The 22,072-nt window shown below is 37.4% G+C and carries 16 protein-coding genes; 14 read left to right on the forward strand and 2 right to left on the reverse strand.

The genetic code is table 11. The annotated features are described in order from the left end of the window. The first annotated feature begins 6 nt into the window (after nt 1-6). From IGL56_RS02605 to IGL56_RS02640, 8 genes are all read left to right on the forward strand, one after another. Entirely contained in the window at nt 7-786 is a 780-nt protein-coding gene (locus tag IGL56_RS02605) for a WxL domain-containing protein (protein ID WP_002355607.1), read from the forward strand. A gap of 19 nt (nt 787-805) precedes the next feature. Then, on the forward strand, nt 806-2,905 hold the full coding sequence (locus IGL56_RS02610; protein WP_065813732.1) for a lectin-like domain-containing protein: 2,100 nt from the start codon (nt 806-808) through the stop codon (nt 2,903-2,905). Between the two features lie 22 nt (nt 2,906-2,927). After that, nucleotides 2,928-3,668 (forward strand): WxL domain-containing protein, encoded by a 741-nt coding sequence (locus IGL56_RS02615; RefSeq protein WP_002355609.1) that lies wholly within the window; start codon nt 2,928-2,930, stop codon nt 3,666-3,668. A gap of 75 nt (nt 3,669-3,743) precedes the next feature. Further along, a complete protein-coding gene (locus IGL56_RS02620; protein ID WP_002361272.1) occupies nt 3,744-4,838 on the forward strand; it encodes a DUF916 and DUF3324 domain-containing protein in 1,095 nt (364 codons plus the stop codon). Nucleotides 4,839-5,039: 201 nt separating this feature from the next. Continuing rightward, on the forward strand, nt 5,040-5,489 hold the full coding sequence (locus IGL56_RS02625) for a hypothetical protein (protein WP_002381257.1): 450 nt from the start codon (nt 5,040-5,042) through the stop codon (nt 5,487-5,489). A gap of 3 nt (nt 5,490-5,492) precedes the next feature. Next, nucleotides 5,493-6,941: a helix-turn-helix domain-containing protein gene (locus IGL56_RS02630; RefSeq protein WP_002386152.1), complete on the forward strand. Its 1,449-nt coding sequence runs from the start codon at nt 5,493-5,495 to the stop codon at nt 6,939-6,941. Nucleotides 6,942-7,050: 109 nt separating this feature from the next. Further along, nucleotides 7,051-8,955 (forward strand): heavy metal translocating P-type ATPase, encoded by a 1,905-nt coding sequence (locus tag IGL56_RS02635; RefSeq protein WP_002386153.1) that lies wholly within the window; start codon nt 7,051-7,053, stop codon nt 8,953-8,955. A gap of 35 nt (nt 8,956-8,990) precedes the next feature. Continuing rightward, nucleotides 8,991-9,710: an MgtC/SapB family protein gene (locus tag IGL56_RS02640; protein ID WP_002361276.1), complete on the forward strand. Its 720-nt coding sequence runs from the start codon at nt 8,991-8,993 to the stop codon at nt 9,708-9,710. Between the two features lie 47 nt (nt 9,711-9,757). Here IGL56_RS02640 and IGL56_RS02645 read toward each other — a convergent pair whose 3' ends face one another. Further along, the gene (locus IGL56_RS02645; RefSeq protein WP_002355616.1) at nt 9,758-10,495 is read right to left on the reverse strand and encodes an amino acid ABC transporter ATP-binding protein; all 738 of its coding nucleotides are present in this window, start codon (nt 10,493-10,495) and stop codon (nt 9,758-9,760) included. A 1-nt stretch (nt 10,496) separates the two neighbouring features. Further along, the gene (locus IGL56_RS02650; protein WP_002355617.1) at nt 10,497-12,665 is read right to left on the reverse strand and encodes an amino acid ABC transporter substrate-binding protein/permease; all 2,169 of its coding nucleotides are present in this window, start codon (nt 12,663-12,665) and stop codon (nt 10,497-10,499) included. A gap of 278 nt (nt 12,666-12,943) precedes the next feature. Here IGL56_RS02650 and uvrB point away from each other — a divergent pair, with 278 nt between their 5' ends. The 6 genes from uvrB (at nt 12,944) to whiA (ending at nt 21,861) form a co-directional block, all read left to right on the forward strand. After that, nucleotides 12,944-14,941 (forward strand): excinuclease ABC subunit UvrB, encoded by a 1,998-nt coding sequence (gene uvrB / locus IGL56_RS02655; RefSeq protein WP_002364783.1) that lies wholly within the window; start codon nt 12,944-12,946, stop codon nt 14,939-14,941. A gap of 117 nt (nt 14,942-15,058) precedes the next feature. Beyond that, nucleotides 15,059-17,878: an excinuclease ABC subunit UvrA gene (uvrA, locus tag IGL56_RS02660; protein WP_002361280.1), complete on the forward strand. Its 2,820-nt coding sequence runs from the start codon at nt 15,059-15,061 to the stop codon at nt 17,876-17,878. Between the two features lie 171 nt (nt 17,879-18,049). Then, nucleotides 18,050-18,844, forward strand: coding sequence for a YusW family protein (locus IGL56_RS02665; RefSeq protein WP_002370766.1), 795 nt, complete (start codon nt 18,050-18,052; stop codon nt 18,842-18,844). Between the two features lie 165 nt (nt 18,845-19,009). Beyond that, the gene (gene rapZ, locus IGL56_RS02670) at nt 19,010-19,897 is read left to right on the forward strand and encodes an RNase adapter RapZ (RefSeq protein WP_002355625.1); all 888 of its coding nucleotides are present in this window, start codon (nt 19,010-19,012) and stop codon (nt 19,895-19,897) included. After that, nucleotides 19,897-20,892, forward strand: a complete 996-nt coding sequence (locus IGL56_RS02675) for a gluconeogenesis factor YvcK family protein (RefSeq protein ID WP_002355627.1) — start codon at nt 19,897-19,899, stop codon at nt 20,890-20,892. Before rapZ ends, IGL56_RS02675 begins: the two co-directional genes overlap by 1 nt. 33 nt (nt 20,893-20,925) lie before the next feature. Further along, nucleotides 20,926-21,861 carry a DNA-binding protein WhiA gene (whiA, locus tag IGL56_RS02680; protein WP_002358736.1) on the forward strand — a complete coding sequence of 312 codons (936 nt, stop codon included), beginning with the start codon at nt 20,926-20,928 and terminating at the stop codon, nt 21,859-21,861. The last annotated feature ends 211 nt before the right edge of the window (nt 21,862-22,072 follow it).

Raw genomic sequence — 22,072 nt, forward strand, 5'->3', positions numbered from 1 at the left:
AAAGCAATGAAAAAACAATTCACAGGAATCGTTCTATGCAGTACATTTGCAGTTGCTGGTTGGTCCTTACAAGCGAAGGCAGAAGAGCCAAAAGAGTATCGTTCGAATGGTTTAGTAGAATTTATTCCGAACGTAGATCCGACAGAGCCAGTTGATCCAGAAAATCCCGATCCAGAAAAGCCAGTCAAACCAATTGATCCGACAGACCCAGAAGGTCCCAATCCTGGTACCCAAGGACCGCTGTCTATTGATTATGCTTCAAGTTTTGACTTTGGGAAAAATCGTATTTCGAATAAAGACCAAGTATATTTTGCAAGAGCACAGCAATATCAAGAAAATCAAAAAGAAACACCAAATTTTGTGCAAATTTCTGATAATAGAGGAACCAATAGTGGTTGGTCTTTAACGGTTACGCAAAAGGAGCAATTTAAAGCAACAAAGGCGACTTTAAATAGTCAGTTGACAGGTGCGCAAATTTCTTTAGCTAACCCGACTGTTAATAGTAATGCGCAAAATGTTGTGAAACCAGAGGCAACAAATAAGATTGCCCTTGTTCCAGGAACTGCATCGCTAGTGGCAGCTGCGAAGCAAGGAACCGGTGCAGGAACTTGGGCTACTTATTGGGGCAAAGTAGAAGTGGTTGCAGAACGCGATGAAACCAATACGGTACACAATGTTAATGTTACAAAAGATGTCGCGCTATCAGTACCAGGGTCAACTCCTAAAGATGCCGTGAAATATCAAACAAAATTATTGTGGACGTTGACGGATGTACCAGGAATTTAAAAAGTAGAGGTGAAGAGAGATGCGAAACAAACAAAGCCTAGTCTTTTTGGCAAGTAGTTTATTCTTACTACTCCTTGCGCCTATTACTAGCGAAGCGATTAGTAATCCTTCGACAAATATCAACGAAGTCAATCGGGAAATAGTGGAGGAATCGGCCAATGATCAGGCAACTAGCGCTCCTTCTCACTCGGAAACATTAGAGCAAGAACCTTCCCTAGAAACGACAACAACAACCGATAATCATCCAGCAGAAACAGACCAATCAACGGCTACTTTAGAACCTAGCGAACAACAAAAGGATGACGATAACAGTGCAACGGAATCGGCGATAGTTGAACCACAGCCGCGCATGTTGGCTGCGCCATACGCTACTTCATTGCCTGATGATCCTAATATCATTCCAATCGACAAGGTATTTCAAGAGCCAATTGGAAATGCAACAAGTATTTTAGAAGGTGGGAAGTTATTACAACTAAACCCAGCTGTTAAATCACAAAAAGGAGCTATTTGGTCAAAAAAACCAATCAGTTTATTGTCGGATTTTACCTTTAAAAGTTATTTGTATTTAGGAAACGAGTATGCAAATGCTGGTGATGGTATGACCTTTACCTTAACGAATGATCCTAGAATGTCCACAACGCCTCAAGAAGTCATTGGTTCACCTGGGATGGGAATCGGTGCATACTCCACGAAAGCGGGTCAACCTTATGTTAGAAATGCCTTATCGATTGAGTTTGATACCTATAAAAATACTGGTAGTTCCAACCGAATAGACCGAGAAATTTCACAAGATAAGGGAAATGGACATTTAGCTTTTGTCACTCCGAAAGCTAATAACAACAGCTATACAGGGGAGCATTCAGGCGTCACTGTTGCGCCAACCTATCTATCTAATGGAACCTGGCGCATGTTGACTGTTCATTGGAATGCCGCAACCAAAGCATTAACATATGATTTAGAAGGTGTGGGCACGAATACGTATGTAGTTTCAGATTTAAATGCACAATTTGGCGCAACAACGGTTTATTGGGGCTTTACATCATCCACAGGTGGCAAATACCAAGAGAATGCTTTAGCAATGACACAAATTCCTACCAACGTTACGTCACAAGCAGCCCTTAGCGTGAATGGTCAGGAGTTTAGCTCAGCTGTTGAAGCAGTGAAAAATGATCAGGTGAGACTACGGAATACGTTGAATATTGACAATGACTTTATCGAAGATCGTCAACCGCAAGTAAGCATTGACTTACCTGATGAATTAGCATATGAAGAAAATTCATTAACGATTGATGGTAAAAAGGTAGCAGCCAAAGATCTGACACAAACAGGGAATCACTTAACAATTGCTTTAAATGACTACTTAGTTTTAAAGAAGGACATGATTATTGAATTAAAAACAACCCTTCAAGATAATACGCCCGAAAAAGTTTTAACTATGAACTTTGACTATTATGAAGAAGGAACCTTACTGCAAAAGTCAAATAATGTAACGATTACTATTCCTAAACCAACAGAAAAAACAGTAACCGTTTTTTATAAAGACGCGGAAGGTAAAGATATTGCTCCACCTAAAAGTGTAACAGGGAAAATTGGTGCACCCTATCAAGAAAAACCCCTAGATATTTCTGGCTATGTTTTTACAAAAGACTCAGGAAATGCGGAAGGAACAATGACAGAGGAAACAAAAGATATTTATTTTTACTATCGTTTAGGGGAACTATATTTTAAAGAGGCACCAAAACAGATTACTTTTGGTACGGAAAAGATACGTAATCAACCACTAATTAAACTTGGGCATCCCACCGAAGGACTCAAAGTTGTGGATGAACGTAACGCAAATAATTGGCGCTTGCAACTAAAGCAAACGCAACCGTTAACAAATGATTCAATTGTAATGCCAGATGTTTTTTCTTTCGTTTCAACTGCTGGAAGCTCTCAGATTACAAATGAGGCAATTACGCTTTTAGAAAGTAATCAGAAAGGTGAAACAGATTTAACAGCATTACTTGATGAATCAAAACAACAAGGAATTCAAATCAATGTTCCTGTAGCTTATCAAAGAGTTGGAACATTTAAAGCTCGTTTATCTTGGGCGTTAGAAGACGTACCAGGAAATTAAAGAAAAGAATGGAGAAAAGAAAATGAAAAAAGTAACAACAGTATGTTTATCCACATTTATTTTAGGGAGCTTAGGCATGACTTCTCAAGCCTTTGCAGAAGATGGCGGTAGTTATACATCTAATGGTATCGTAGAATTTACACCAAGTGAAGAGCCAACTAATCCGGTTGACCCAACGGATCCAACTAATCCAGTTGATCCTATTGACCCAACAGATCCTGAAGGTCCTAATCCAGGAACAAACGGTCCGTTGTCAATTGATTATGCGTCAAGTCTAGACTTCGGTGTTCAAAAAATCACGTCGAAGGATCAGACTTATTTTGCTGCTACCCAAAAATACAAGACAGTAGGCGCAACCGATGAAGTCAAAGAAGGGCCTAACTATGTCCAAGTAACAGATAACCGTGGAACCGAAGCTGGCTGGTCATTAAAAGTGAAACAAGAAGGACAATTTAAATCAACTTCTGGTAAAGAATTGACTGGGGCAGCTATCACGTTTAAAAACGGAAATGTAGTGACTGCTTCAGATTCAGGCAAACCAACAGGCCCAGCCACAATCACGCTAAATTCAGATGGTAGTCAATCAGATGTAATGAGTGCAGCGAAAGGAAACGGTGCAGGAACTTATTTATTTGATTGGGGAACAGATGCAACTACAGCTGCTAAAAGTATTGAGTTAACTGTTCCAGGTTCTACAACCAAATACGCTGAAAAATACGCCACAAAATTAACATGGACGTTGACAGACGCTCCAGGAAATTAAACGAGTTTTAAAAAGAAGAATAGCGGGGAACATGGTTACCTGCTATTCACTACATATAGAAAAGGAGTAAATAATTTGAACAGAAAAAAACAACGATTTCTTTTTTTTCCGATACTACTAATTCTTTTAGCGTTAGTACCTAGCAATGGTTTTGCCAGTGAATTTAATTTTGCGGTTACGCCTATTCCATCAGAAAAACAAGTAGATAAAGAAAAAACTTACTTTGATTTATTACTAGCACCAAATGAAGAAACTGAGTTGAAAGTGAACTTGCGCAATGATACAGATAAAGAAGTAAAGGTAGGTATTTCCATCAATAGTGCCATTACCAATTCAAATGTAATCGTGGAGTATGGTGAAAATAAGGGGAAAAAAGATCAAAGTTTAGCGTTTGATATAAAAGACTACGTTCAATACCCTAGCTCAGTTCGTTTAAAACCGAAAAGTGAACAAACGGTTTCTATTAACGTCAAAATGCCTAATACACCCTTTGATGGAGTGTTAGCTAGTGGTATCACTTTTAAAGAAGAAACGTCGGATGAAGGCAAACGCCAAGACGATAAGAGTCAGGGGTTATCCATTAAAAATGAATATTCGTATGTCGTTGCATTATTGATGCAACAAAACAAAAAAAAGGTTGAGCCGAATTTACTTTTGAAAAAAGTCTCACCAGGACAGATTAATGCTAGAAATGTGATTTTAGTCAATCTACAAAATGATCAAAAAACATATATTAACCAAGTTGCCTTTTCGGCAGAGATTACCAAAAAGGGACATGAAGAAGTTTTATATAAAGAGGAAAAAGCAAACATGCAAATTGCACCAAATACCAATTTTTCTGTTCCCATTGCGCTAAAAGGGCAACCACTTAAGCCAGGAGATTATCATTTGTCTATGACCGTTGTTGGGAATAAAGATGCTGCAGGCTCATTTAAAAAATCAATAAACAATGAATCGATATCTTTTAGAAATCAATGGCAATTTGAAAAAGACTTTACAATTAATGGTGAAGTTGCCAAAGAATTAAATGAAAAAGATGTCACCTTAAAAGAAAATCATTCGAATTTATATTTGATGATTGGCTTACTACTATTATTGATAGTGATTTTAATCATTGCCTGGTTGATTTGGCGAAAAAAGAAACAGGAAAAAAACGAAAGAGAAATATAAAGAGTAGTTAATTTTTGATTTGATCATCGGCAACGTTTTTGTTTGTTTTTACTTATCAAACATGCAGTTTATTCAACAAACCTAACTCAAAAAAAGAAATAATAAGAAGGAGTATTGTTAAATATCGTCTGATACCACTTTACTAGTTATATTTTTTGTTTTGTTATGTAGCTAAAGTATTTGGCAATATATGTGAGAAAAATGGATAAATACAAACATTTACTATTATGGAGTACATTGTTACTCTCGTTTTTTCAAGTAACCAATGTGCAAGCAGCAGAAGAACGGAATCCAATTTATAATCCGACCAATCCAACAGAAGAAATTTATCCGATTGAGAATACTGGCACACCAGAAAAAATGGAAGAAACAAATGAAAGTACTATTACTAGCGAAACGCAAGCGGAAGAAAGTAGCGAAGACGTTAGTAAAAAAGAAGTGACAACCAATAATCCAAAAACAAATGAAGAAAGGCCTTCTTCCAAGAAAAGTCAGCATCAAGTATTTTTCACGGATGAATTATTTGATGCTAGCCATATCACCATTGTACCAAATAGCACAGGCGGTGCTGGAACGGAGGGGCAAAACACTTTTTACTTGAATTTCATACGGGAATTAGTAGGAACGGCTATTTATGGGAGAAAGAACTGATAAATGATGAATTATGAAATTTTTTTAAATAAAGAAGATCAACGAAGTTATTCCTTGCTAAGGCATTTAGAAGAAAGTCCCACGCTATCAGGTACTTTTATTGCACTTCGCGAAGAATTATCAATGTCGAATTTTTTAGTCAAAAAAACATTAGAAAAATTAAAAGCAGATATTGACAATCTAAAGTTAAGCGACAGCTTAACTTTAGTCGTTTCTGATGTAGATGTTACACTTGAAATTGATGGAAACTATTCAAGTAAACTTTTGCTCACGAAATACTTAACAGAATCGCTCTCTTTTAAATTAGTGTTGTCTTACTTTAGAGGAAATTATAGTTTGACAAAGTTTGCTGAATGTAATCATGTCAGCACCTCTGTGGCGTATAGTACCTTACAGCGGCTAAAAAAAGCCTTAAAGGAGTATCAGATCTATTTTAGTAAGCGGGAAATTGTCGGCAATCAAAAAGCAATTTCATTTTTTTTGTATAAATTGTTCACGCTTTCCAATCAACCAATTTCCGAACTATATTCGGTAAAAGTTTATAATGAAGCGAAACGTGTATTACAGTCTGTTGAGTTAAACTATACTTTCACCACCTATGAGCGACGCAATTTTTTCCATTATTTAGCTATTATGATTAACAACGAAGGACGTGCGGTGGAAGGGATCGATACGCGTGCACTGAATACATTTTCAGAGGAACTAATAAAAAAATCGCAATTGGCATGGGCATTGGCCTCAAAATCATTAACGTATACGATTGTTTTTTTCTTGTATTTGCATGGCAAACTAGAGAAAAAATATGTCATTCACGAAGATCCTACGATTGAAAGCCTAACTCGTGTTTTCATTGGAAGTTTTGAAAAAGCATTTAATTGTTTAGAGGAGTCAACAAGGAATACTCTAGAAGAAGGGTTAGCAATTATTCATTTCAATGTTATTTACTTTCCGATTAATATGTTTGACGATTTTGAAATGGATTTACAGTTTTTTAAGCAAACATATCCGGAATTTTATTTTTATTTAATTGAATATATTCGTTGGTTAACAGCAAAACATAAAAAAATTGCGAAAGCCAATCACTGTTTGTTTTTTAACTATCTATTGTTGCTAATTAATCATGTTCCGGTTCATTTAATTGCAGAGCCAGCCAAGGTCCTAATTGATTTTTCTTATGGAAAAGAGTATAACCAATTCATCAAAAAAAATTTATCCGTCTATGTGAATTTAAATGTAGAAATTATTGACCCGTTATCAGATACCTTACCAGATGTGGTGATTACCAATTTAAATAACTTGTATCAAGAAGAACAGAGTAAAGTTATGGTTTGGCTGGATCCACCTCGTTCGATTGATTGGGTCAATTTAACGCAATCATTACTGACTATTCAAGAAGAAAAATATCAACAACAAAAAGAATCGACAAAGACAAGCGGTGATCCTATCGAATAGAATCATCGCTTGTCTTTGTGTTTAAGTCTTTACAAAACCACCCAAGTGTTTTATAATATGAATATACATTCATATGAATAGAAAAACATTAATGAGGAGGCGCATAACAATGTCAAAACAAACAGGTGCACACACACATGAAGAAAAAGGTAAAAATGTTCCAGTTATTCTCTTTTTTACAGGATTGGCTCTTTTCTTTATCGGTTTATTTTTAGGGAACATGCTCTTAGTGAAAAATATTCTTTTCTCGTTAGCTGCTATTTTAGCTGGTTATCATATTATTGGGGAAGGCTTTGGAGATACGTATCGGGATACGAAAAACAATCGAAAATTTTCGCCTAATATTCATTTGTTAATGACCTTAGCTGCAGTTGGTTCAGCATTAATGGGAAGTTTTGAAGAATCAGCATTGTTGATTTTGATTTTTGCGGCGGCGCATTTCCTTGAAGATTATGCTCAAGGCAAAAGCCAACGTGAAATTACAAAACTATTAAATTTAAATCCAACAGAAGCTCGCCTGATAACAGATGACGGCTCAATTCAAACTGTGTCAGTTGAACAATTGAAGATTGGCGACCGCGTGCAAGTCCTCAATGGTGCGCAAATTCCGACAGATGGCGTCGTGATTGAAGGAAGTACCGCTGTGGATGAATCATCTATTAATGGGGAAAGTATTCCCAAAGAAAAAAATAGTGGGGACCCAGTTTTTGGTAGTACTATGAACGGTTCAGGCACAATTGTTGTTGAAGTAACGAAAGATAGTTCAGAAACAGTTTTTGCAAAAATCGTACAGCTCGTGAACCAATCACAAGAAAATCAATCAGAAATTGCAAGCAAAATTAAACGATTTGAACCAAAATATGTCACACTAGTTTTAGCAGTTTTTCCACTAATTGTTTTAGGTGGCGCATTACTTTTCCAATTGACTTGGGCTGAAAGTTTTTACAGAGGCTTGGTTTTCTTAATTGCTGCCTCCCCTTGTGCATTAGCAGCGAGTGCCGTTCCGGCAACTTTATCAGGAATTTCCAATTTAGCAAAACAAGGCGTTTTGTTTAAAGGTGGCTCATTCTTATCAAATTTAGCTGAAGTGAAAGCACTCGCTTTTGATAAAACAGGCACGCTAACAAAAGGCAAACCTGAGGTCACAGATTATCTTTTTGTTGATGGCTTAGAAGATCGCCAAGACGAATTAGTAGCTGTTTTAACAAATATGGAGAAAAAATCCAATCATCCATTGGCGACGGCGATTGTTAATCGCTTTGAAGCAGAAACAACGGCTTTAAATTTAGAAGTAGAAAATATTGTCGGGGTGGGTTTAGTAACGACCATTGCAGACACAACTTTTAGAATTGGTAAACCATCTAGTTTCGAACAAGTGCCAACAATCATTGAGAAACAAACAACGAAATTAGCAAGTGAAGGCAAAACGGTGGTGTACTTTGCCGAAAATGAACAAGTGATTGGTTTAGTGGCATTGATGGATGTTCCTAATGAAGAAGCAATGAACGCCATTCACTATTTCAAGTCACAAAATATTGAAACAACAATGATTACAGGAGATGCAAAACTTACGGGTGAAGCAGTTGGTCGCTTAGTAGGCGTGGACCAAGTTTTTGCTAATGTTTTACCTGAGGAAAAATCAGCGATTGTTGATCAATTAAAACGCGAAGTAGGAATGACAGGGATGGTTGGTGATGGCATTAACGATGCGCCCGCTTTAGTGAATGCTGACATCGGAGTGGCGATGGGGGATGGTACAGACATTGCTATCGATGTTGCAGACGTGGTAGTGATGAAAAATGATCTTTCTAAATTAGGCTATGCTCATCGTGTCTCAAAACGCTTGAATAAAATTGTGCAGCAAAATATTATTTTTTCAATGTTAGTGGTAGCAACGTTGATTATCTTGAACTTTTTAGGTATTGCGAATATCGCATTTAGCGTACTTATTCATGAAGGAAGTACCTTAGTGGTCATTTTTAATGGCTTGCGTTTATTAGTTAATACAAAATAAGTCAAATAGTCACTTGCAAGAAAGGAGAGAAAGCGATGAATTCTTTAAAAATGATTGAACTTTCTCTCACCGACGTTGTCATTCGGATGGCTCTAGCCGTGGTTTTTGGAGCTTTGATTGGGTTAGAAAGAAGTATTAAAAGAAAAGGCTTCGGTATCAGTAGTAATGCCATTTTATGTTTGGCCTCTTGTACGATTTCCATTTTACAGATTCAATCGGTGGATATTTTAGTCGATGTGGTGAAACAAAATAGCGCCTTGGCGTCCATTATTTCTATGGATATTACACGATATGGCGCCCAAGTGATTAGTGGTGTAGGCTTTCTCGGTGCGGGGATTATCGTTTTTAGAGAAAGGAAAGTCTCTGGGTTAACGACAGCAGTAATGATGTGGAATGTTACTATTATTGGTTTAGTCATTGGGATGGGCTTTTTAACCATTGCATTTATCAATCTCGTGGCAACTTTGCTAGTATTAGCTCTGGCCCATTTTAAACGAAAGACTCCTTTAAAACGATTGCAGCTTATCGTAAAAATGAAGGAACCTATGATTAAAGAAAGCCGACTGCATGAACAACTTCAAGCTTCTTTAGAAAAAGGGGAGCGCTTAGTAGAATTGACTTTGGAATCCGAACAAGAGGCAGTGACAGCAAAGATTTCTTATGTAGGCAAAGAAGATTTCTGGCATTCCAACTTGCACCATCTCTTGAAAGAAAAAGGGCACGTTCAATCTGTCTCTGTCACGGAAACAATTTAACCATAAAATAAAGCACTTGGGCGCTAGCGCGCGCCAAGTGCTTTTGTTTAAATATTTAATACTTTATCTAAGAAATCTTTTGTTCGAGGGTTTTGAGGATTTTCAAAGACTTGCTCTGGCGAACCATCTTCTAGGAAGTTACCGCCATCAATGAACATTACTCGATTAGCCACTTCTTTTGCAAAGCCCATTTCGTGAGTAACGATGACCATTGTCATTCCTTGTTTTGCTAAATCTTTCATTACACCAAGAACATCGCCAACCATTTCTGGATCAAGAGCTGATGTTGGCTCATCGAAAAGCATAATATCAGGATTCATCGCTAACGCACGTGCAATTGCGACACGTTGTTTTTGACCACCAGATAAAGAATCTGGATAGGCATCTTTTTTATCTGCCAACCCAACACGTTCTAAAAGTTCTAACGCTTTTTTCTCCGCTTCGTCTTTTGATAAGCGACCTAAATCGGTTGGTGCTAAAACAATGTTTTCTAAAATAGATAAATGTGGAAACAAATTGAAATGTTGGAAAACCATGCCGATATGTTGACGGACTTGGTTGATGTCCGTATTTTTATCTGTCAAGTTCGCACCATCAATAATAATGTCTCCGCTAGAAGCTTCTTCTAATTGATTCAAGCAACGTAAAAAAGTACTTTTACCAGAACCAGAAGGACCGATGACGCAGACTACGTCGCCTTCGTTAATAGAAACATTAATGTCGTTTAAGACCGTGTTGTCACCATATTTTTTTACTAAATGTTCAACTAAGATTTTTTCAGTCATATTAGTTCACCTTCTTTTCAAGGTTTTTCGCTAATTTAGTTAAGCTAGTAATTAAAATTAAGTAGATTAACGCAATAACGAAGTAAACCATTGTACTTTGTAATGTCCGAGCAACAATAATTTTTCCTGTTTGTAGTAGTTCGATTAAGCCAATTGCTGAAAGGATAGTTGTATCTTTCAATGAAATAACAAATTGGTTAATGAATGAAGGAATCATAATGCGAATCGCTTGTGGTAAAATAATTTTTTGCATTGTCCGATTATAGGAAAGACCTAAACTTCTTGAAGCTTCCATTTGGCCAACTGGAACAGCTTTGATTCCGCCGCGCACAATTTCAGAAATATAGGCACTGGCATTTAAAGTTAATGTGATAATCCCAGCAATGAAGACCGGGATATTAAAGCCAAGCACACCAGGTAATCCGAAATAGATGAAGAACGCTAAGACCATTAAAGGAATTCCGCGAATTAAATCAACATAAATGGTTGAAAGTACACGTAATGCTTTGATTGGTGAAACGCTGAATAGCCCAAAAATAACGCCGACAATTAAAGCAAGTACGAAGGAAATCAACGTTAATAGAATCGTCATCCATAAACCGTGTAACAATTGTTTCCAGTTGTTTTGCATGAAGCCAACAAACGTAGATTCGTCAGCTGTTTCTTCTTTGGCTTCGTTGCCATCTTTTACGTAAGTGCCGATAATTTTATCGTATTCACCTGTACGTTTCATTTCTTTTAAGCCTTCGTTAAACATTTCAAGTAGTTCAGGATTTTGCCCTTTTTTGACAGCAAAACCGTAAGAACCACCTTTTTCACGAGGAATTGGTGTCGCTAGTGGTTGATTTTGTGCAACCCCATAGCCAATGACAGGATAATCATCCATCATGGCATCAACTTCGCCAATTTCTAACGCACTGTATAATGCATCAGTTGTGTCTAAATACTTAATTGAGTAATCATATTTCTTTTTATTTTTTTCTAAGAAATCAGCACTTTCAGTACCAATTTTTACGCCGACTTTTTTGCCTTTTAAATCATCATACGATTTAATTTTGTCATTGCCTTTTTTGACCGCAATTTGAATACCGCTATCAAAGTAAGGAACAGAGAAGTCGAAGGCTTTTTTACGATCATCCGTAATCGTCATGCCTGCAACCATCCCATCTGCTTGACCAGATTCAACAGCTTGGACAGCAGAACTAAAACCAATAAATTTAAATTCAACAGTAAAACCTTGCAATTCAGCTGCACGTTTGACTAAATCTACATCAATTCCGACATAATCGCCTTGGGCATTTTGAAACTCAAACGGAGCAAACGTAGAATCACTAGCAATCACATATTTCTCTTTTTTAGGAGTGATTTTTTTCATCTGTTCGCCAGCGTCTTGTGTGTTTGTTTCATCACCTGTCGCTAAGTAGTTGTTTAAAATTTTATCATAAGTACCATTGTCTTTAAGATTTTTCAAACCAGCGTTGAACTTTTTGATTAATTCAGGGTTTTGCCCTTTTTTCACTGCGAAACCATAAGAACTGCCTGTTTCTTTATCGCCAACTAATTGTAATTTTTGACCATTTTTAACTGCGTAGCCCAATACAGGATAATCATCAACGATTGCATCCGCTTCACCGTTTTCTAAGGCTTTATAAAGACCCGTTGCATCGTCAAAATTTTTGATGGTGTAGTCATATTTCTCTTTATTTTTTTCAAGGAAATTGGCACTTTCAGTTCCAACTTTAGCCGCAACCGTTTTGCCTTTTAAATCATCATATGATTTAATTTTGTCGTTTCCTTTTTTAACCGCTAATTGTAAACCGCTATCGAAGTATGGATCTGAAAAATCAAAGGATTTTTTTCGCTCATCCGTAATACTCATTCCAGCAATCATGCCATCAATTTGTTTAGATTGAATCGCTTGGACTGCACTATCGAAGCCTAATGGTTTTAAATCCACTTCAAAACCTTGATCTTTGGCAATCGCATCTAATAAATCAACGTCAATACCAATGTATTTTCCTTTTGAGTCTTGGAATTCAAAAGGGGCGAATGTTAAATCCGTTCCAATTGTATATTTCTTTCCTTCCGCATGTGCTGAAGTGCCACTAATGAATGTTAGCAGAGTTACCATCATCACAAAGAAAGAAAGTAAAAAGTGTTTCCTTTTCATAAAATACCTCCTAGTTTTGCATATTGAACAATTATATAGTAAGAAATAGGAAGCTGACAAGTATTTGAACGCTAAAAAGAGAAAAAAACTCTAATTTCCTTACATTGCATGTTATAAAATGTGACATAGAAATTAAGAACAAAAGATTAAGATCAGTTGAAGTCCGAAACAGCAAAAGTGGCGAAAATATGTTCGGTATGTTAAACTAATAAGTGGACATTCTGCCAGAATGGGCCGATAATTTAAGAGAAATTAGACACTTTGAGGGGGAGTTATAAATGATCGAAAGAGAAACTTCCAATACCTTTCATTTGGCTTCTAAATATGAGCCTGCCGGAGATCAGCCAGCCGCTATTGCTGAACTAGTTGACGGTGTCAAAGGTGGAGAAAAAGCTCAAATTTTACTTGGAGCGACCGGAACAGGTAAAACATTTACAATCTCTAATGTGATTCAAGAAGTGAACAAACCAACATTAGTGATTGCACATAATAAAACACTAGCTGGACAATTATACGGGGAATTTAAAGAATTTTTCCCAGATAATGCGGTCGAGTATTTTGTCAGTTACTATGATTATTATCAACCAGAAGCATATGTACCCTCAAGTGATACATATATTGAAAAAGATTCCAGTATTAATGATGAAATTGATAAACTACGCCATTCAGCGACAAGTTCTTTATTGGAACGAAACGATGTCATCGTGGTAGCATCAGTTTCTTGTATTTTTGGTTTAGGGGATCCGCGGGAATACAGTCAACAAGTTGTTTCATTACGTGTGGGAATGGAAATGGATCGTAATGAGTTACTAAAAAGCTTAGTCGATATTCAATTCGAACGAAATGATATTGATTTTCAACGGGGGCGTTTTCGTGTCCGCGGTGATGTGGTTGAGATATTCCCAGCTTCACGGGATGAGCATGCGCTACGTGTTGAATTTTTCGGAGACGAAATTGATCGAATTCGTGAAGTAGATGCGTTAACTGGTGAAATTGTCGGCGAAACAGAGCATGTCGCTATTTTTCCGGCAACACACTTCGTGACGAACGAAGAACATATGGAACACGCCATTTCGCAGATCCAAGAAGAATTAGAGGCACGTTTGAAAGTGCTTCGCAGTGAAAACAAATTATTGGAAGCCCAACGTTTGGAACAGCGAACTAACTATGATATTGAGATGATGAGAGAGATGGGCTATACGTCAGGGATTGAGAATTACTCTCGACATATGGACGGTCGCCAAGAGGGAGAGCCGCCGTATACGCTGTTGGACTTTTTCCCAGATGACTTCTTACTTGTAATCGATGAGTCTCATGTAACAATGCCGCAAATTAGAGGGATGTATAATGGCGACCGAGCACGGAAACAAATGTTAGTGGACTATGGTTTCCGTTTACCAAGTGCACTTGATAACCGACCGCTTCGTTTAGAAGAATTTGAACAACATGTAAACCAAATTGTTTATGTATCGGCAACACCAGGCCCTTATGAAATGGAACAAACAGAGACGGTTGTTCAACAAATCATTCGGCCAACAGGTTTACTAGATCCAGAAGTAGAAATCCGCCCAATTATGGGTCAAATTGATGACTTGGTGGGCGAAATTCATGAACGGATCGAAAAAGATCAGCGGGTGTTTGTCACAACCTTAACGAAGAAAATGGCCGAAGATTTAACCGACTATTTCAAAGAATTAGGCTTAAAAGTTAAATATTTGCATAGTGATGTAAAAACACTGGAAAGAACGGAGATTATTCGCGATTTACGATTAGGCGAATTTGATATTCTAATAGGTATTAACTTATTACGTGAAGGAATCGATGTGCCAGAAGTTTCCTTAATTGCGATTCTAGATGCGGATAAAGAAGGCTTCTTACGTAGTGAACGCTCATTAGTGCAAACGATGGGACGGGCTGCCCGGAACGCCGAAGGAAAAGTCATTATGTATGCAGATAAAATCACCGATTCGATGCAACGAGCTATGGATGAAACGGCACGACGTCGGGCAATCCAAGAAGCATATAATGAAGAACATGGCATTGAACCAAAAACAATTATTAAAGAAATTCGTGATTTGATTTCTATTTCCAAAACAGCTGATAAAGATGAAACAGTGGTTCAATTGGATAAATCATATGAAGATTTATCAAGACAAGAAAAAGCTGATTTATTAATGAAACTTGAAAGAGAAATGAAAGATGCGGCCAAAGCGTTAGACTTCGAAACTGCAGCCACATTACGAGATACCATTCTTGAATTGAAAGCTGCCAAATAAGTCAACCAACGGATTAAGTAAAAGATACGATGAACCATCGTATCTTTTACTAATCTTTTCTCTATAGAATGACTTGAAATGATTTGACGTAAGAGATTTAGTAAAAGGAGAACATATATGGCAAATGATAAAATTGTGATTCATGGTGCACGCGCCCATAACTTAAAAAATATTGATGTCACGATTCCTCGTGACAAAATGGTTGTTGTAACTGGACTATCTGGTTCTGGCAAAAGTTCATTAGCGTTTGATACGCTTTACGCAGAAGGGCAACGACGTTATGTAGAGAGTCTCTCTGCTTATGCGCGACAATTTTTGGGACAGATGGATAAACCAGATGTTGACAGCATCGATGGTTTAAGTCCAGCTATTTCAATTGATCAAAAGACGACAAGTAAAAACCCACGCTCAACGGTGGGGACGGTCACAGAAATCAATGATTATTTACGATTGTTATTTGCTCGGGTAGGTCATCCAATTTGTCCTAACGATCATATTGAAATTACCAGTCAGTCTGTTGAACAGATGGTTGATAAAGTCTTAGAGCTACCAGAGCGAACAAAAATTCAAATTTTGGCGCCTGTTGTGGTCAAGAAAAAAGGCCAACATAAAAAAGTGTTTGAAATGATCCAACGTGAAGGGTATGTCAGAATGCGGGTGGATGGTGAAACCTATGATGTTAGTGAGGCACCAGAACTTGAAAAAAATAAAAAACATGATATTGCGATTGTGATTGACCGTATCGTTGTGAAAGAAGGCATTCGCTCTCGCTTGTTTGATTCGTTTGAAGCGGCTTTGCGTTTAGCTGAAGGTTACGCAATTGTTGATGTGATTGGTCAAGAAGAGATGTTGTTTAGTGAACATTATGCTTGTCCTTATTGTGGGTTCACAGTCGGTGAATTGGAACCGCGCTTGTTTTCATTTAATGCACCATTTGGCGCTTGTCCCGATTGTGATGGTTTAGGTGTTAAATTAGAAGTGGACAAAGACTTAGTGATTCCAGATCCCACTAAAACCTTGAGAGAAGGAGCCATTGTTCCGTGGAACCCTATTAGTTCCCAATATTATCCACAAATGTTGGAACAAGCAGCCACCAGTTTTGGGATTGATATGGATACGCCGTTTGAAGAATTACCTGCAGACCAACAAGAAATTATTTTAAATGGTTCTGGCGAGAAAAACTTTCATTTTCATTATGAAAATGACTTTGGTGGTGTTCGTGATGTGGAAGTGCCATTTGAAGGGATTTTAAAAAATATTAAACGACGTTATCATGAAACAAATAGCGATTTTACACGAGATCAAATGCGGTTATACATGACAGAATTGACTTGTCGAAGCTGTCAAGGGTATCGTTTGAATCCGCAAGCTTTAGCTGTAAAAATCAATGGCACGCACATTGGTGAAGTCAGTGAATTAGCAATAAAAAATGCGGTCCAATTTTTTGAAGGTGTGTCTTTATCTGAACAAGAAACAACGATTGCTCGGCCAATTTTAAAAGAAGTCGAAGATCGGTTAACCTTCTTAAAAAATGTCGGGTTAGATTACTTAACCTTAAGTCGAGCTGCTGGTACACTTTCTGGCGGAGAAGCACAAAGAATTCGCTTAGCAACACAAATTGGATCAAACTTATCAGGCGTCCTTTACATTTTAGATGAACCGTCAATTGGTTTGCATCAACGAGATAACGACCGCTTGATTGACTCATTGAAAAAAATGCGGGACTTAGGCAATACATTAATTGTGGTGGAACACGATGAAGATACAATGATGGCTTCGGATTACTTGATTGATGTGGGACCTGGTGCTGGACATCTGGGCGGTGAAATTGTAGCCGCTGGTACGCCGGAAGAGGTTGCTAAAAATCCGCATTCATTGACTGGACAATATCTTTCTGGGAAAAAAGTGATTCCTGTACCAAAAGAACGTCGCAAAGGTAATGGCAAAGCGATCAAAGTCACTGGTGCCAGTGAAAATAATTTAAAAAATGTCAGTGTTGAATTTCCGCTGGGTGAATTTGTTGCTGTCACAGGCGTTTCAGGTTCAGGGAAAAGTACTTTAGTCAATCAAATTTTGAAAAAAGCACTGGCCCAAAAATTAAATCGTAATTCCAATAAACCTGGGAAACACAAAAGTATCACTGGTTATGAAGCCATTGAAAAGATTGTTGACATTGATCAAAGTCCAATTGGTCGAACACCAAGAAGTAATCCAGCGACTTATACTAGTGTTTTTGATGACATTCGCGATTTGTTTGCCCAAACAAATGAAGCCAAGGTTCGTGGCTATAAAAAAGGCCGCTTTAGTTTTAACGTCAAAGGTGGCCGTTGTGAAGCTTGTCGCGGGGATGGTATCATCAAAATTGAAATGCACTTTTTACCTGACGTCTATGTGCCTTGCGAAGTTTGTCATGGCAAACGTTATAATTCTGAGACGTTAGAAGTTCATTATAAAGGCAAAAACATTTCTGATATTTTAGATATGACGGTGGAAGATGCCGTAGAATTTTTCAAACATATCCCTAAAATTCATCGTAAATTGCAAACAATTGTGGATGTAGGCTTAGGCTATGTGACATTGGGGCAGCCAGCAACTACTTTATCTGGTGGAGAAGCACAGCGGATGAAGCTAGCGAGTGAACTTCATAAAAATTCTAATGGGAAAAACTTTTATATTCTGGATGAACCAACAACCGGCTTGCATACCGATGATATTGCGCGATTGCTTCTAGTATTAGAGCGTTTAGTGGAAGCGGGCAATACCGTTTTAGTGATTGAACATAACTTGGATGTCATCAAATCTGCGGATCATGTGATTGATCTAGGGCCAGAAGGTGGCGACGGTGGTGGGACGATCGTGGCGACAGGAACACCAGAAGAAGTTGCTAAAGTCAAAGACAGTTACACAGGATATTATTTAAAACGTGTTCTGAAATAAACATTAATGATTAGATAAAGAACCTTGTTTTTATGGGAAACAAGGTTCTTTTATTATAAAATAACAAATATTTTTTAATAAAAATTAAAAATAAATGTTGACTTAATGTGTAATTAAAAGATATACTATGTTTGTTAACAAAATAACAATGAACACGAAGGGAAGTCTTAAATGAAAAACAAAAAAATAACAACAAGTTTATTAACAGCAGGAATGGTCTTAGCTATCGGAATCACACCTTTTGTACATAGTAACACAATGGAAGCAGCTACTTTAATTTCACAATCAGACCATGAAAAAGTAATGAGTTTTACCAAGAAAGACTTAAAAGAAGCAACGGGCATTCAATTGGAGCCGGCGACAGTACAAGCCATTCATCAGGAATTAAAGCAACAAATCACCTGGGAAACATTAGGCTATTCCACAATTGATGCGCAAAATATTGCGACACGTTTTACACAAAATACATATCAGGCTCTGGGGATTTTAACAGATATCGCCAACCATTCAGACCTTCAATTGAAAGTCATTACCATTAATAATCCCTATCTAGCAACAGCTAAAATTGGCACCTTTAAGTGGGAAACCGTAACTCCTGAAGTTGGTGGAGACCATGAAACAGCAGACAATGAACTAACCACACCGACACCAACTGTTGCCAGTCTTCAAGAGATTGATGTAGAAATCGAATACGACGAAAATGAAATTGAGTTCACCTATGAAATAAAATCGAACGGAACAATTGAAGCAACGTATGAAGATGAATCTGCTGATTTAGAATTAGAAGGTAAGGCAGCACAAGACAAAATCATGACTCTTTTAGATGGATTGTCAATCAAAACAGCTACAAATGAACAAATTAAAGAACACATTACGAAAAAGTTAGCCGTGAATGAACAAGTAAAACAATTTGAGTTTGAAGCTAATTTTACTGATAAAACAGAAATTGAGTTTGTATTAAAATAACACAGAGTTATATAGTATAATTCAGCAATTAAAACAGCGTTGACAAAAATGTCAATGCTGTTTTTCTATGAAAGAATAGAAATCTTTATAAGAATGATTGAAAAGCTTTCTTTGATACGCCCGGGGTGTTATAATATAGTGATGCAAGTGAAGGGAGTGTTGAATATGCCAGAAAATTTACAACTGGTTATTATTACAGGAATGAGTGGCGCTGGAAAAACAGTCGCTGTTCAAAGCTTTGAAGACATGGGCTATTTCTGTATCGACAATTTACCACCAAGCTTAATCCCAAAATTTTGGGAATTAATTAAAGAATCTGGAAAAGTTACCAAGATTGCGTTAGTGATTGATTTACGTTCACGGACCTTCTTTAGAGAAATTCAGGATATGTTAGTCGAACTTGAAAATACTAATTTTATTGATACAACGATTTTATTTTTAGATGCCACCGATGAAGAGTTAGTTTCTCGTTATAAAGAGACACGGCGTGCGCATCCAATGGCGATGGATGGTTTAGTGACAGAAGGTATTCGTAAAGAACGTGCAATGCTGGAAGAAATTAAAGCGGATGCTCAATTGGTTATTGACACTACGGACTTGTCCCCTCGTCAATTGCGGGAACGTTTGAATAAAGAACTAGCAACGAGAGAGACACACGAATTTCGAGTGGAAATGGTGTCCTTCGGCTTTAAATATGGGTTGCCGATTGATGCAGATATCGTTATGGATGTTCGCTTTTTACCTAACCCCCATTATATTGATGAACTACGACCGTTAACTGGAATGGATCAACCTGTTTATGATTATGTGATGGGCTTCCCAGAAACAGATGAATTTTATACAAAATTTATCGATTTACTGCGAACAGTCTTACCTGGATATAAAAAAGAAGGTAAAAGTAGCGTCACCATTGCAATTGGCTGTACTGGCGGACAACATCGCTCTGTTGCATTGACAGAACGTGTTGGCGCTGAATTAAAAGAGGAAGATTACCATGTAAATATTACCCACCGCGACCGCTTAAAAAGAAAAGAAACGGTTAATCGCTCTTAATGAAAACCTATCGAATTCGTAAACCGAAGATTGTGGTTGTTGGTGGTGGAACAGGCTTGCCAGTAATTTTAAAAAGTTTAAGAAATCAAAGTGTTGATATTACTGCCGTCGTAACGGTCGCTGATGATGGCGGCAGTAGTGGCGAGCTTCGTTCCTCTATTAATAACATGACACCTCCGGGAGATTTAAGAAATGTTTTAGTGGCACTGTCAGATATGCCACAATTATATGAAGATATTTTTCAATATCGTTTTGATAAATCAGATAGTCATTTTGCCAATCATGCAATCGGTAATTTAATCATTGCTGCTGTCTCAGAAATGAGAGGAAGTACGTATGAAGCGATTCAATTGCTTTCAAAAATGATGCATGTTGATGGACGGATTTATCCATCATCAGAACGGCCATTAACGTTACATGCCGTATTTAAAGATGGCTCAGTGGCGGTGGGAGAATCAAAAATTGCACTGGATCGCAAGACGATTGACCATGTGTTTGTGACAAATACACACGGAGAAGAACAGCCAAGAGCTGCGCGCAAAGTCGTCAAAGCAATTGAAGAAGCAGACATGGTCGTGTTAGGACCGGGGAGTCTTTTTACAAGTATTTTACCTAATTTAGTTATTACAGAAATTGGTGAAGCCATCAAACAAACGGCAGCGGAAGTAGTCTATATTTGTAACATCATGACCCAAAAAGGGGAAACGGAACATTTTACGGATGCCGATCATGTTCGTGTCTTAAACGAGCATCTACAAGCGCAGTTTGTTGATACAGTGCTGGTTAACACAGAAAAAGTACCAGAAAATTACATGGATCCTGAAATTTATGATGAATATTTAGTTCAAGTAAAGCATGATTTTCAAGGATTACGTGAAGAAGGATGCCGAGTCATTTCGACAGACTTTTTAGAATTAAGAGATGGCGGAGTTTTTCATGATGGGGAAAAAGTTGTTGAAGAACTTTTCCGTATCGTATTTGGAACGAAATATTAATTAATCAAAAGAATCAAGAGAGGAGGAGCTTAGATGTCTTTTGCCTCGGATGTCAAAAAAGAGTTAACTGGTTTAGAAGTCCATCGAGAACACGCGAAAGCAGAATTAGCAGCATTAATTCGGATGAACGGCTCACTTAGCTTAGTTAATCAACAGTTTGTCTTGAATGTACAAACGGAAAATGCTGCAATTGCTCGTCGAATGTATTCATTGCTGAAAGATCATTACCATGCACAAGCAGAATTATTAGTTCGTAAAAAAATGAAACTAAAGAAAAATAATGTTTACATTGTGCGTCTAAAACAAGATACACAAAAAATTCTAGCTGATTTGGATATTATGGATGGGGTCGTTTTTAATGGCAATGTGTCAAATGAAATCATGGGTAACGCGCAAAAAATGCGTTCCTATTTACGTGGAGCCTTCATGGCTTCTGGCTCAGTTAATAATCCGGAAACAAGTCGCTATCATTTAGAAATTTTTTCAATTTATGAAGAACACAATAATGATATTTGTAAGATGTTGAATTACTATGACTTAAACGCTCGAACATTGGGACGCCGAAATGGGTATATTTGTTATTTAAAAGGTGCTGAAAAAATTGCCGACTTTTTAACATTAATTGGTGCCACGAACTCTATGTTGAAATTTGAAGATGTCCGGATTGTCCGTGATATGCGGAATTCAGTAAATCGTTTAGTGAATTGCGAAACAGCGAATTTAAATAAAACCATTGATGCGGCTTCAAAACAAATTGAAAATATTCAATTTATTGAAAGTACAGTAGGGCTGACGTCATTACCGGAGAAACTTCAGGAAATCGCAGAATTACGGTTAGAGTATCCGGAAGTTAGTCTCAAAGAACTAGGGGAAATGATTCCTTCAGGAGCTATTTCTAAGTCAGGTATTAATCATCGTATTCGAAAAATTAATGAATTTGCAGAAAAATTACGAGAAAAAAGTGCGTAACTTTTCTGCTCCAGAAGTGAAGAATAACATTTCCGTTTGAAGTGCTATCCTTCACTTTTTCTTTAAGCGTGTAAAAAAAATTAAAGTGTGTAAAAAGTGTGTAGCACTGAAATGTAGTGTTGACCTGTGGTTTAAAGAAACGACGTTGGCACGAATGTTGCATGTAATAAAATGCAAGCGATTACTTATTGCTGTTTTTAACTAAAACATT

The organism is Enterococcus sp. DIV1316a (genome assembly GCF_050536915.1).
Taxonomy (GTDB): Bacteria; Bacillota; Bacilli; order Lactobacillales; family Enterococcaceae; genus Enterococcus; species Enterococcus faecalis.